The 12,917-nt window shown below is 38.8% G+C and carries 12 protein-coding genes and 2 tRNA genes; 8 read left to right on the top strand and 6 right to left on the bottom strand.

Annotated features, from left to right (window positions below; all coding sequences use genetic code 11):
- The 4 genes from Q0039_RS10085 to Q0039_RS10070 form a co-directional block, all read left to right on the top strand.
- The coding region (locus Q0039_RS10085; RefSeq protein WP_297512337.1) for a YceI family protein at positions 1-257 on the top strand (257 nt) is incomplete at its 5' end.
- 138 nt (positions 258-395) lie between these two features.
- Positions 396-884: an acetyl-CoA carboxylase biotin carboxyl carrier protein subunit gene (locus tag Q0039_RS10080; RefSeq protein WP_297512335.1), complete on the top strand. Its 489-nt coding sequence runs from the start codon at positions 396-398 to the stop codon at positions 882-884.
- A gap of 5 nt (positions 885-889) precedes the next feature.
- Positions 890-2,332 carry an acetyl-CoA carboxylase biotin carboxylase subunit gene (gene accC / locus Q0039_RS10075; RefSeq protein WP_297512339.1) on the top strand — a complete coding sequence of 481 codons (1,443 nt, stop codon included), beginning with the start codon at positions 890-892 and terminating at the stop codon, positions 2,330-2,332.
- A 10-nt stretch (positions 2,333-2,342) separates the two neighbouring features.
- Positions 2,343-3,884, top strand: a complete 1,542-nt coding sequence (locus Q0039_RS10070; protein ID WP_297512333.1) for an acyl-CoA carboxylase subunit beta — start codon at positions 2,343-2,345, stop codon at positions 3,882-3,884.
- An 81-nt stretch (positions 3,885-3,965) separates the two neighbouring features.
- Here the strand turns inward: Q0039_RS10070 and Q0039_RS10065 are convergent, their stop codons facing one another.
- Positions 3,966-4,658 carry a response regulator transcription factor gene (locus Q0039_RS10065; protein WP_297512331.1) on the bottom strand — a complete coding sequence of 231 codons (693 nt, stop codon included), beginning with the start codon at positions 4,656-4,658 and terminating at the stop codon, positions 3,966-3,968.
- The gene (locus Q0039_RS10060; protein ID WP_297512327.1) at positions 4,651-5,916 is read right to left on the bottom strand and encodes a HAMP domain-containing sensor histidine kinase; all 1,266 of its coding nucleotides are present in this window, start codon (positions 5,914-5,916) and stop codon (positions 4,651-4,653) included. The genes Q0039_RS10065 and Q0039_RS10060 overlap by 8 nt, the downstream gene beginning before the upstream one ends.
- Before the next feature lie 174 nt (positions 5,917-6,090).
- Between Q0039_RS10060 and Q0039_RS10055 the strand changes: the two genes are divergently transcribed.
- Entirely contained in the window at positions 6,091-6,504 is a 414-nt protein-coding gene (locus Q0039_RS10055; RefSeq protein WP_297512324.1) for a DUF1573 domain-containing protein, read from the top strand.
- A gap of 58 nt (positions 6,505-6,562) precedes the next feature.
- On the opposite strand, the gene Q0039_RS10050 is transcribed toward Q0039_RS10055, so the two are convergent.
- The 4 genes from Q0039_RS10050 to Q0039_RS10035 form a co-directional block, all read right to left on the bottom strand.
- On the bottom strand, positions 6,563-7,027 hold the full coding sequence (locus tag Q0039_RS10050) for a hypothetical protein (protein WP_297512321.1): 465 nt from the start codon (positions 7,025-7,027) through the stop codon (positions 6,563-6,565).
- 34 nt (positions 7,028-7,061) lie between these two features.
- Positions 7,062-8,363, bottom strand: a complete 1,302-nt coding sequence (gene rimO, locus Q0039_RS10045) for a 30S ribosomal protein S12 methylthiotransferase RimO (RefSeq protein ID WP_297512318.1) — start codon at positions 8,361-8,363, stop codon at positions 7,062-7,064.
- Between the two features lie 116 nt (positions 8,364-8,479).
- A complete protein-coding gene (locus tag Q0039_RS10040; RefSeq protein ID WP_297512315.1) occupies positions 8,480-10,012 on the bottom strand; it encodes a transporter in 1,533 nt (510 codons plus the stop codon).
- 30 nt (positions 10,013-10,042) lie between these two features.
- Entirely contained in the window at positions 10,043-11,050 is a 1,008-nt protein-coding gene (locus Q0039_RS10035) for a hypothetical protein (RefSeq protein WP_297512312.1), read from the bottom strand.
- A gap of 101 nt (positions 11,051-11,151) precedes the next feature.
- On the opposite strand from Q0039_RS10035, the gene proS reads away from it, so the two are divergent.
- The 3 genes from proS (at position 11,152) to Q0039_RS10020 (ending at position 12,897) form a co-directional block, all read left to right on the top strand.
- The gene (proS, locus tag Q0039_RS10030; RefSeq protein ID WP_297512310.1) at positions 11,152-12,630 is read left to right on the top strand and encodes a proline--tRNA ligase; all 1,479 of its coding nucleotides are present in this window, start codon (positions 11,152-11,154) and stop codon (positions 12,628-12,630) included.
- Between the two features lie 76 nt (positions 12,631-12,706).
- Positions 12,707-12,778: transfer RNA gene (locus Q0039_RS10025), tRNA-Glu, on the top strand.
- Between the two features lie 47 nt (positions 12,779-12,825).
- Positions 12,826-12,897: transfer RNA gene (locus Q0039_RS10020), tRNA-Glu, on the top strand.
- The last annotated feature ends 20 nt before the right edge of the window (positions 12,898-12,917 follow it).

Here is a 12,917-nt window from a genome sequence, read left to right as displayed (position 1 = left end):
CCTTTAAGGGGAAAATAAAAGATTTTGACTCCAAATCAGGTAGTTATGAGGTTGAAGGTGATTTAATGCTTCATGGGATCACCCAGAAAGTGAAAACAAAACTAACGGTTAAAAATGAAGCCGGAAAATTGTATGTAGAAGGGATGTTCAATGTAAAACTTAAAGATTACGGATTATCGGTTCCCGCCTTAGCCAAAAAGACGTTGGCTGAAACCGCCAAATTAACATTCGATTTTATTTTTGAACAAAAATCATAATTTTAAATATGGTTTATCTAAAGGCGAACCTTTCCGTTTGCCTTTTTTTATGGCTAAAAAAATCTAAATAAATTGCTTTTATTTCATGGGTATATCGATTTCGATTACCTAAATTTACAATCCTAAAATTTCTATTGTATGCAAAAGTCTTATAAACTTTCGGTCAATTCTGGGGCAACCTTTGAATTGAATGAAAGTGATCTTCAACAACTGGATGCTGTGGCTACAGGAAACCATTCCTATCATGTTTTAAAGGATACTATTCCATATAAAGCAAAAATTATAGCAACCGATTTTGTGGCTAAAAAGTACACGGTGGAGGTCAATGCTACGACGTATGAAGTCGCAATTGCTGATGGTTTAGATCAATTGATTAATAATATGGGAATTGCAATTGGCCGAAACAAAGTAGTTAATGCGATTAAAGCACCAATGCCCGGATTGATATTAGAAATTAATGTGGCGGTTGGTCAACATGTTGCTGAAAACGATCCGCTATTAATTTTAGAGGCGATGAAAATGGAAAACAGTTTTCTCTCTCCACGCGATGGGATTATCAAATCGATCGTTGTAGTCAAAGGACAAGCGGTGGATAAGGGTCAACTTTTAATCGAATTTGAGTCATGAAAAAAATAACCAAACTATTAGTTGCAAACCGCGGAGAGATTGCGATCCGTGTTATGAAAACAGCGAAAAAAATGGGGATAAAAACGGTTGCCGTTTTTTCTGAGGCCGATCGTAATGCCCTTCATGTTCAATTTGCTGATGAAGCCGTTTGTATAGGTCCCGCATCTTCTGCACAATCGTATTTAAAAGGGGATACAATCTTAACGGTAGCCAAATCCTTAGGCGTAGATGCGATACATCCGGGGTATGGTTTTTTGAGTGAAAATGCATCGTTTTCCGAATTGTGTGAGCAAAACGGAATAATATTTATTGGGCCCAAACCGAAAGCAATTGAAATGATGGGTAGTAAGTTGGCTGCAAAAGAAGCAGTAATGCACTATAATATCCCTATGGTTCCAGGTGTTGATCATGCGATTGTGGATGTGGATGAAGCCAAAAAAACTGCACAATACGTGGGTTTTCCAATTCTCATCAAAGCTTCTGCTGGAGGTGGAGGTAAAGGAATGCGTGTTGTAGAGCGGGAGGAAGATTTTGAAGCGCAAATGGAACGTGCAATTAGTGAAGCAACTTCGGCTTTTGGCGATGGTTCGGTTTTTATCGAAAAATATGTTTCCAAACCCCGTCATATCGAAATTCAAGTCATGGCCGATAGTCACGGTAATGTGGTGTATATTTTTGAACGGGAATGCTCGGTTCAACGCCGCCATCAAAAGGTAGTAGAAGAAGCTCCATCGGCGATTTTAACCCCTGAAAAGCGAAAGGAAATGGGAGAGGCCGCTGTTAAAGTAGCCAAAGCATGTGATTATCTTGGTGCCGGAACAGTAGAGTTTTTGATGGATGAGCAGCTTAACTTTTATTTCCTCGAGATGAATACACGTTTGCAAGTCGAACATCCGGTGACGGAATTAATCTCGGGTTTGGATTTAGTTGAATTGCAGATACGAGTGGCCCGGGGTGAGGTGCTACCGGTAAAACAAGAAGATTTGCAAATTCACGGACATGCAATGGAGTTACGGGTTTATGCTGAAGATCCGTTAAATGATTTTTTACCCAACGTAGGAAAATTAGAAGTATACCGTTTACCCGAAGGTGATGGAATTCGCGTAGATAATGGTATCTCAGAAGGAATGGACGTACCTATTTATTATGACCCAATGTTAGCAAAGTTAGTTACCTATGGAAAAACCCGTGAGGAATCTATCGAAAAAATGATTGAAGCGATTGATAATTATACGGTGAAGGGTGTAGCAACCACCTTGCCCTTTGGAAAATTTGTGATGCAGCATGAAGCTTTCCGTTCGGGTGAGTTTGATACAGGCTTTGTGAAGAAATATTACGATGCCGCACAGCTGAAATCACAACAGGATACCGAAGCCGAAATTGCTGCTTATTTGGCATTGCAACAGTATTTAAACGATAAAAAAATCGTACGTATACCCAACGCATAGACTCGAGATTATGGAAGATAAAATAAAACAATTGAATGATAAAATTGCTATGGCCAAATTGGGCGGTGGCGCAAATCGAATTGCCAAACAACACGAAAAGAAACGTCTTACGGCGCGTGAACGCGTGGAATATTTGTTAGACGAAGGGTCGTTTGAAGAAATAGGGATGTTGGTTACCCACCGTACGACCGAGTTTGGTATGGATAAAGAAGTTTATTTTGGTGATGGCGTTGTAACGGGATATGGAACCATAAATGGGCGTTTGGTCTATATTTTTGCTCAAGATTTTACAGTGTTTGGAGGGTCGCTCTCAGAAACTCATGCGGAGAAAATTTGTAAAGTTATGGATTTGGCCGTACGCAATGGAGCGCCGATGATTGGTTTAAATGATTCGGGTGGAGCGCGTATTCAAGAGGGCGTGCGTTCTCTTGGAGGGTATGCCGATATTTTTCACCGTAATGTGCAAGCAAGTGGTGTAATTCCACAAATCTCGGCTATTATGGGACCTTGTGCTGGTGGAGCGGTTTACTCTCCTGCAATTACCGATTTTACGATAATGGTTGAAAACAACAGTTATATGTTTGTTACGGGGCCCAATGTTGTAAAAACGGTAACCAATGAAGAAGTTACTTCTGAGGAATTGGGCGGAGCAAGCACACATTCGACCAAATCGGGTGTGGCCCATCTAACATCTCCCAACGGGGTTGAATGTTTGGAAGACATTAAACGATTGTTGAGTTATATGCCACAAAATCATAAAGAGAAAACCCCAAAATTACCCTATACCTTAGGTGAAGAATTGCGAGAGCAGTTGGACACCATTGTGCCTGATAACGCCAACAAACCGTATGCGATGCACGAGGTGATTCATGGGATTATCGATACAGATACGTTTTTTGAAATTCATAAAGACTACGCCGAAAATATAATTGTAGGCTTTGCCCGATTAGCGGGACGAAGTATTGGTATTGTTGCCAATAACCCAATGTATTTGGCCGGTTGTTTGGATGTGAAGAGTTCGATCAAAGCGGCACGTTTTACTCGTTTTTGCGATTGTTTCAATATTCCTCTATTGGTTTTAGAAGATGTACCTGGGTTTTTACCAGGTACCGATCAGGAGTGGAATGGCATTATTGTTCATGGAGCAAAATTATTGTATGCGTTAAGTGAGGCAACGGTGCCCAAAGTAACTGTTATTACGCGTAAAGCCTATGGGGGTGCTTATGATGTTATGAATTCCAAACATATTGGCGCCGATATGAACTTTGCATGGCCTAGTGCCGAGATTGCTGTGATGGGTGCAAAGGGAGCTTCAGAAATAATTTTTAAGAAAGAAATTGGAGAAGCTGCTGACCCTGCAGCGAAGTTGCTCGAAAAAGAAGCCGAATACGCGGCTTTGTTTGCTAATCCTTACACCGCTGCACAACGTGGTTTTGTAGATGAAGTTATTTTACCCCGCGATACCCGACGCAAATTGATTAAAGCATTTGCAATGTTGGAAAATAAAGAAGTTCCGCTACCCAACCGTAAACACGGAAATATTCCATTATAAAACAAGAAAACCTGCATATTAGCAGGTTTTTTTATTTCAATACGTTAATTAGATAATTCAAAACTTTAAGTAGTCTTATGGTTATTGCTCATCTTTACAATTAAATTTAAAGCCGATACCGTGTAAGTTTTCAATAGTAATCCCCTCTTGTCCGGCAAATATTTTCCGTAAACGAGAAATAAAAACATCGAGGCTCCGTCCCATAAAATAATCGTCTTCACCCCATAAAGCTTTGAGAATCGCTTCCCGTTTCAAAACTTGATTTTTATGGTCTAGGAACAGTTTTAATAAATCCGATTCACGTTGCGTAAGAATAATGGTTTCTTCGAGGTTGTATACACGGTAATTGGCCGCGTCAAATTGGTAGTTGCCAATTGTGTAAAAGGGCGAAGGAGCCAAGATTTTCTTATGAGAACGTTTTAAAAACACTTCGATTTTTAGCATTAATTCTTCAATGCTGAAGGGTTTGATCAAATAATCATCCGCGCCAATTTTAAGTCCGCGGATACGATCTTCTTTTAAGGTTTTAGCCGATAGAAAAAGGATGGGTATTTCTTGGTTTTTGGCCCGAATTGCTTCAGCCAAAGCAAAGCCATCCATTTTAGGCATCATAATATCAAGAATACATAAATCGAAATCCTCTTTAAGAAAGGCATCTAACGCTTTTGAACCATCGGCAAAATGGTGTACCTCATAGTAATTATCCAAATGGTCTTTCGTTAGAAACGCAATGGTTTCATCATCTTCGGCATACAACAGTTTGTATTTATGCATAACTTTTTTTTGGTATTTGAATAGTGATGGTTAGCCCCTTGTTTTTATTATTTTGCGCACTAATTTTCCAATGATGTTGGGTGCATATTTTTTTAACATAAAAAAGACCCAATCCGAATCCGTTGACTTCATTACTTTTTAGATCGGTCACACGGTAAAATTTATCAAAAATCAAATTTAAATTTTTTGGTGCCACCCCAATTCCATTATCGACAAAATCCAGGCGTAACCCCCATCGATCTTCGCGCACTTGAACAAGGATTTTAGGGATTTCTTCGCAGTATTTCACTGAATTGTCGATGAGATTATAAATTACATTAGAAAAATGAAAACGATCTGCCTCAATACAAAAATCACGTTCGGCTTCAATCGATACGGTAAGTTGGTCATTTTTTAAACGTATCGAATCGGCGGCTTCATTAATTAAGGGAAGTAATTGAAGTTTTTCGGGTTGTAATGCCAAGGGTGATTCATCACTTCTGGCTATGTTGAGTACTTTCTCAATATGGTGGTTCAGTTTTTTACTTTGGTTGATAATAATTTCGGTATAATCTAAAAGTTTCTTGTTTTCACGAATGGCCTCTTGCTTGTTGAGGTAACTAGAAGCCAATAGGATAGAGGATAAGGGCGTTTTGAATTCGTGGGTCATATTATTGATGAAATCCCGTTGCAATTCGGAGTATTTCTTTTGTTGAATAATGGTGTAAATGGAGTATACATAGACCAATAAAACAATCATTAATGCTCCTGTAAGTAGCAACCAAAAGCGAAGTGAACGAAGTAAGTAGGAAGTTTCATTAGGAAACCGAACGGCAAAATAATAGACTAAATTTTTGTGTTTTGGGAAATAAACCGAATGGGAGGTCGGTTTACGGTCGGTAAAAGAAACATAATTACCATAGACCATTTCATCGCTCTGACAATTGTACATGGCATATTCAAAATCGGTAGTGATGTTCATTTTGGCAAATTCCGTTTTGAGATAATACTCGAGAATATCGGGTTGAAAATCATTTTCAACATTTACAATATAATAGTCATTGGCTACTTTTTCGATAGGATTATTAGAAGGAAGTTCGATATCTTTATTAGCATATAGTTTTTTTACCACTTCGAGTAAAGCAATATGTGCTTTTTGGGTAAACTTTTTTTCCTCGAGACTAAAAGCTTGTTTGGTCCAAAGCAATTGTGCGATCAAAATCCCAAGGGTAGCGACCATCCCGAGGACAATGATACTGTTAAGGTTTTTTGTTTTCAAAAGCGGTTGTTTTTCCACTCAAAATTAGGTAAAAAGTAATGATTTTACGACTGTTAACAAGTCATTAACAAAGATTTGAGAGCAGTTAACAAGAGGGGTCGCATTTGCAGCATATCTTTGTTTGTATAATTGAAAACGAATTACTTACTTAATTATAAATTCAAAACAAAAGAAATGAAAACATTAAAATTAACATTAGCTATAGTAGCGTTTGGATTGGTTTCCTTTACTTCAGCTACTGTAGTAAAAGAGCAGGTGAAAAAGATTGCTAATGCTTCAACTGTAGTTTGGAAATCAGAAACTATTGAAGTAGGCGAAATTCCACAAGGAACTCCTAAAACTATTGAGTTTTCTTTTAAAAACACGGGTAACAAATCAGTATTAATTACCAATGTGAAGCCAGCATGTGGTTGTACAGCTGCAGATTATACAAAAGAAGCTGTAGCTCCTGGTAAAATGGGTTATGTTAAAGCAACTTACAATGCAGCTGCGGCCGGTGCTTTTACAAAAACAATCACCGTTACAACTAACGCTGAGGAAACACCTAAAGTATTGACTTTTAAAGGAACTGTGATTGCAAAATCATAAGTATTTATTATAAAGGTGATTAAGAACGAAAAACTCCTGATTTAAATCAGGAGTTTTTTTATCGTTGTTTCATCATTTCCATTTGTTTGTATCGCTCTTCAATCATGGCTTTGAATTTCTTTTTTTGTTCATCATTTAAGAAGTTCAAAATATTTCGCTCCATGGTTTCTGTAATGGCTTGAATTTCAGTATTTTTATCGTCGTTACTCATTTCTTTCTTTAAGATTGCATTGATTTTTTTTGAATTTGCATCCATCTCTTTGCGCACAATGACGAGTTGAAGTTCATCCAATTTTAAATCCGATTTAAGCTTTTCGACACTTTTTTCTACGGTTTTAATGCGCTCATCTTCCAATTCCTCGGCTGAACGTTCGCGAGGCTGACTCGGCATTCCCATTTGGGTCGGACCATAACCTCCCATTCTATTAGTACCATTACCAAAGGCACCGTTATTGCCTAATCCAAATTGTCCCCAGCTCGTGACGCCTACAAAAAGCACTAAAATAAATATACCTTTCTTCATAACGTTTTGTATTTAAAGTAAATTTATAAAAAAATTAAACGGGTTCACCATATAAATCAAACTCGGTAGCATCTGTTATTTTTAGGGTTACAAATTCTCCGGTTTTTAAATAATGTTGTGATGCATCGATTAAGACTTCATTATCTACATCGGGGCTATCAAATTCGGTCCGACCTACAAAATAGTTCCCTTCTTTTCGATCAATGACACATTTATAAATTTGCCCTATTCGTTCTTGATTCAAGTCCCAAGAGATTTGCGATTGAATATCCATAATTTCTTGTTGACGTTGTATTTTCACTGATTCAGGCACATTGTCTTCCAAAGCATAGGCTCCCGTATTTTCTTCGTGAGAATAGGTAAAACAGCCCAAACGATCAAAACGCATTTCTTGCACCCATTGTTTCAAAATTTGGAAATCATCTTCGGTTTCTCCAGGGTAACCTACGATCAATGTAGTGCGAATTGCCATACCTGGAACCCGTTCACGAAATTCGTGCAATAAGCGCGTCGTTTTTTCATAGGTAGTACCTCGCTTCATTGATTTCAGAATTGAATCGGAAATGTGCTGTAGCGGTATATCAATATAATTACAGATTTTGGGCTCTTTTTTCATTAAATCCAATACATCCATTGGAAATCCAGTAGGAAATGCATAATGCAAACGAATCCATTCAATCCCTTCTACTTTTACTAATGCTTCCAACAGTTCGGCCAAGTTCCTTTTTTTGTATAAATCCAAACCATAATAGGTAAGATCTTGAGCAATTAGAATTAATTCCTTGACACCATTTCGAGCTAAGCCTTCGGCTTCTTTAATTAATTTTTCTATAGGTTGAGAAACATGTTTACCCCGCATTAATGGAATAGCGCAAAAACTGCAAGGGCGGTCACAACCTTCAGCAATTTTTAAATAGGCATAGTTTTTAGGGGTAGTGGTCAAACGTTCACCTAATAATTCATGCTTATAATCAGCACCCAACGCTTTGAGTAGTAAGGGGAGTTCTGTAGTCCCAAAATACTGATCCACATTAGGGATTTCCTTCTCTAAGTCTGGACGGTAGCGTTCTGATAAGCATCCGGTAACAAAAACCTTATCGACAATGCCCCGTTCTTTTTTATCTGCATATTCTAAGATTGTGTTCACCGATTCTTCTTTGGCGTTATCAATAAACCCACAGGTGTTGATCACCACAATATTTCCTTCTTGTTCGTGAACAACCGCTTTACCACTTGCTTTTAGCTGTCCCATTAAGACTTCGCTATCATAGGTGTTTTTAGAGCATCCCAGTGTGATTACATTGATTTTGTTTTGCTTTACCGATTTGGTTCTCATAGAATTTCAAAAAAATTGGAATGCAAAATTAGGCTATTTATTTTAGTCCCAATACGGTTCCTAGAAAAAAAGCCATCTTTGACTAAGATGACTTCTTTTAGTAGTATACGATTGGATTATAATTCCCAAATCAAACTCACGGTAACATTGTCATAAATTGCTTTGGTACGCGCATAATCCACAAGTCCGCGATTAAACATTTGTTGATTATAATAGCGAAAACCGTGACTGTAAGATACGTCCAACTTGTAATTGCCAAAGTTATAGCCCAAACCACCCGAAAATGTAGTTAAGTTTCCAGCGGTGTACTTGTTTTTAAACGGACTTTCATCCCAGCGGTATCCACCACGAAGGCTAATTTGTTTAATCTTGTATTCTGCCCCTAAACGCAATTCGGTAGCACCTTGTAATGAATTTGAAATCGTGGCATTTTCTTCTCGGAAATCGTTTCGCGGTTGGAAACGTGCACCACTATAGTATTTTCGAGAAACATCGGCACTAATTAAGCCCCGTTTACCAAACAACAATACTCCACTTGCGGTAAGTTTATGTGGTGTTCGAAAACGGTATGGAGCAAAAGCCATAGTTGTTTGTGGATCAACTTGAACGGTACCATATTGCGTGTTATCGGCAGTAGCGTTTAACCCAAATCCTGAAGTTACTATATATTGTCGCAATTCATCACTTAATCTTAGCCATGTGGGTGATTCATACGAAAATCCAACACGAGTATTTTTATGCACCTTTGCAATACCGCCCAATTGTAATGAAAAACCGTTACCATAAGTATACAATTCATTATTAAAACGAATGCGATCAACCGTTGAACCGACGCTGTATTTTGGATTTGAATTGGATTCAAAGAATGTTGTGTTCTGGCGGTAATCTATGAAGTGGAAATTTAAATTCATCCCCAGCATCAACCAATCTTTGTATTGTGTTGCCAAGTTTAAAGTCACTTTACTGTTGTATCCAGTCGCATTAGAACTATAGGAATGATAATAATTCCCACCCGGTGCGACATTGGTGTAATAGTCCGTGTTGGATGCAGTTGTATTAAACGGGTCAATTATGTAGGCGTTATAACCAAGATAAGCTTGTTGTTCATTGAAAAACAATTCGTCAAAATAATAATTGGTGATTGTACCAAAGGGTACCGCCTCATTTATCGACCGACCGTTGGCATAACTCAAAAAATATTGATCGACCGAATTAAAAGGATTGGTACCATTAAACGTTACAGCATTATCCAGATTTCGTGAGATATCATAATTCAATCCGAAAGCAAATTTCTTCCAATTTGTTTTTTGACTGGTTTCGTTAAAAACAAAAACCATCCCCAATTGATTAATATCTAGTTTGTTATCCCTGTCCTTAGTTGAGCTGTCAAAATAATTAGCCGTAGTACCCGTGTTAAAGTTGGATAGCGAACCTCCGATACAATTATTTTTAAAAAATAACGATCCTGCTGGATTTGCATTGAGCGCACTTAAGTCGCCGCCCACCGCGCCAAATGCACCGCCCATAGCTCGAAATCGTGCGGTTCCGTTTAGATCATCCAATGAATAGCGAACAGCATCTGAAATATCCTGTGCCTTTACTGTAAGCAAACTTAAACTAGTAAGGCAAACTGTAATTATCTTTTTCATAACGTAAATTGTAATGAGTTTATAGTCTTTTTATCGACGTCCACCGCCACCGCGTCCGCCGCCGCCAAAACCACCACCGCCACCGCCAAAACTTCCACCACTTGGGCTATAAGAACGTGAGGGTGCCGGACTGTAGCTTCGGGTAGGACTATCTGTTCTTGTAGGGGTATTTGTTCGCGTTGGTGTGTTATTTTGAATTGAATTGTTTCGAATTGTATTGACGTTAGTCGAATTTGAAGGATTAGTTCGTGTTCCAGTATTGGTGCGGACATTGGAATTGGGACGAACATTTAAGTTGGTTGGTCGAACATCAGGATTTGAACGCCCTCCATTGCGGTTGGTAGCAACAAAGTTACGCCCTGAATTTGGGGTAATAGTGTTGCGGTAAATCGTATTTCGACGCCCACCATTGTATGCGTAATGATGGTTCCAGCCATTACCATATCCATAGAAATAAGGATTACCATAATAACCACCCCAGCCCCAGCCAGGACCATACCAATTGTTCCAGCCCCAGCCACCGCCGTACCAATTATTCCAGCCCCATCCGGGACCATACCAATTGTTCCAACCCCAGCCACCGCCGTACCAATTATTCCAACCCCAGCCACCACCGTACCAATTATTCCAGCCCCAGCCGTCGAATCCCCAGTTATTCCAGCCCCAGCCACCACCGATATAATTAACGGTGACATCAGCAGTATTGTTGGCTCCCCAACCATTGTAATTGTTTGCTGCTCTTTGTTGGTTTTGATCTGAAGTTACCGTAGAATCAACGGGTGTCTTGTAGTTGTCTACATTGGTAAATAGTTCTTGACTTTCTTGATTGATTGAGCTAAAATAGTTTTGGTAATAGCTACTTTGGGTAGATTCATTGGGTCTACTTTGCTGTTGTGAAGTATTTGAGTCTCCGTAGATGCCATCATTATCGTAGTAGGATGAATTTTGATAGGTTCCACAAGAAGTAAACAGTATTCCCATGGCGACCACAAAAAGCCAACGGAAATTTACATTTTTAGAAAGGGAATTTGTTTTCATATCTATAGCATTTTTATTGTTGGTCATTACAAAAATAGTTAGTTTTGCCGAACTATAAAGTTAAAATTTGATTAAACAATATTTGTGCCAATTTGTTCATTATGAGTAAGAACTTAACAAAAAGAGCGGAAGATTATTCCAAGTGGTATAACGAGTTAGTGGTTAAAGCAGATTTAGCCGAAAATTCCGGGGTTCGTGGTTGTATGGTGATTAAGCCCTATGGTTATGCGATTTGGGAAAAAATGCAAGCCGAATTAGACCGAATGTTTAAAGAAACCGGACATAGTAATGCATACTTCCCGTTGTTTGTTCCGAAGAGTATGTTTGAAGCGGAAGAGAAAAATGCCGAAGGTTTTGCCAAAGAGTGTGCGGTTGTGACCCACTATCGATTGAAGAATGACGAGGAAAATAAAGGAAAGTTAATTGTCGATCCCAATGCCAAATTGGAAGAAGAGTTGGTTGTTCGTCCAACCAGTGAAGCGATAATTTGGTCTACCTATAAAAATTGGATTCAATCCTACCGTGACTTACCCTTGTTAATTAACCAATGGGCCAATGTGGTGCGTTGGGAAATGCGTACGCGTTTGTTTTTACGTACAGCCGAATTTTTATGGCAAGAGGGCCACACAGCCCATGCAACAAGAGAGGAGGCAATTCAAGAAACGGAACAAATGATGAATGTTTATGCAGATTTTGTCGAAAATTTCATGGCAATTCCGGTAATTAAAGGTATAAAAACAGCCAATGAACGCTTTGCTGGTGCCGAAGAAACCTATTGTATTGAAGCCTTAATGCAAGATGGGAAAGCACTGCAAGCAGGTACGTCACACTTTTTGGGTCAAAATTTTGCACAAGCTTTTGATGTGAAGTTTGCCAACAATGAAGGAAAACAAGAATATGTATGGGGTACCTCTTGGGGGGTTTCAACCCGATTGATGGGGGCATTGGTAATGACTCATTCAGACGATAATGGTTTAGTAATACCACCCAATTTAGCTCCAATTCAAGTTGTGATTGTGCCAATTTACAAGAGTGATGAAGAATTGACTGCAATTACACAATCGGCCAATGCATTGACAAGTGCATTACGAAAATTAGGCATATCGGTGAAATTTGATAATCGGACAACACAAAAACCGGGATTCAAGTTTGCAGAGTGGGAATTGAAAGGTGTACCCGTTCGTGTTGCTATTGGACCAAAAGATTTGGAAAATGGCACTTTTGAAATCGCGCGTCGTGATACGCTTACCAAGGCGGTTGTTGCAAATGATGGAATTGAAAGTTACATTCAAAACTTACTTCAGCAAATCCAAGAAAGTATGTATAATAAAGCGTTTGCTTACCGTGATGCCCACATTACCAATGTTGAAAATTTTGAAGAATTTAAAGACGTTTTAGAAAACAAAGGTGGTTTTGTAGCCGCCCATTGGGATGGTAGCGCAGCAACCGAAGAGAAAATTAAAGATTTGACCAAAGCAACCATTCGTTGTATTCCATTAGATCAAGTAAAAGAGGACGGAAAATGTGTCTTAACCGGAGCCAAATCTACCGGTAGAGTGCTGTTTGCTAGGGCCTATTAAAAAAATAAAAAAAGTTTAAATGCGCTCTTGTTTGAATAAAAAATAGTTGTATTTTTGCATCCGCATTTGAGCAGTAGGCCCGTTCGTCTATCGGTTAGGACTCAAGATTTTCATTCTTGCAAGAGGGGTTCGATTCCCCTACGGGCTACAAATAACGTTCTGTGGGTGTTTTTACAAAATGCACTCAAATTTAATGGCCCGTTCGTCTATCGGTTAGGACTCAAGATTTTCATTCTTGCAAGAGGGGTTCGATTCCCCTACGGGCTACAAATTAGTTGTAAATAAGT

Origin of the sequence: Flavobacterium sp. (assembly GCF_027484945.1) — a bacterium.
GTDB lineage: Bacteria > Bacteroidota > Bacteroidia > Flavobacteriales > Flavobacteriaceae > Flavobacterium.
Note: the sequence above shows the minus strand (reverse complement) of the source record. Positions and strands in the feature narration are given on the sequence as shown.

Excerpts from the sequence above, each read along its gene's own strand:
- Q0039_RS10080 (WP_297512335.1), top strand. The coding sequence starts at position 396 with ATGCAAAAGTCTTATAAACTTTCGGTCAATTCTGGGGCAACCTTTGAA.
- proS (WP_297512310.1), top strand. The coding sequence starts at position 11,152 with ATGAGTAAGAACTTAACAAAAAGAGCGGAAGATTATTCCAAGTGGTAT.
- Q0039_RS10040 (WP_297512315.1), bottom strand. The coding sequence starts at position 10,012 with ATGAAAAAGATAATTACAGTTTGCCTTACTAGTTTAAGTTTGCTTACA.
- Q0039_RS10055 (WP_297512324.1), top strand. The coding sequence starts at position 6,091 with ATGAAAACATTAAAATTAACATTAGCTATAGTAGCGTTTGGATTGGTT.
- Q0039_RS10065 (WP_297512331.1), bottom strand. The coding sequence starts at position 4,658 with ATGCATAAATACAAACTGTTGTATGCCGAAGATGATGAAACCATTGCG.
- Q0039_RS10050 (WP_297512321.1), bottom strand. The coding sequence starts at position 7,027 with ATGAAGAAAGGTATATTTATTTTAGTGCTTTTTGTAGGCGTCACGAGC.
- Q0039_RS10035 (WP_297512312.1), bottom strand. The coding sequence starts at position 11,050 with ATGAAAACAAATTCCCTTTCTAAAAATGTAAATTTCCGTTGGCTTTTT.
- rimO (WP_297512318.1), bottom strand. The coding sequence starts at position 8,363 with ATGAGAACCAAATCGGTAAAGCAAAACAAAATCAATGTAATCACACTG.
- Q0039_RS10070 (WP_297512333.1), top strand. The coding sequence starts at position 2,343 with ATGGAAGATAAAATAAAACAATTGAATGATAAAATTGCTATGGCCAAA.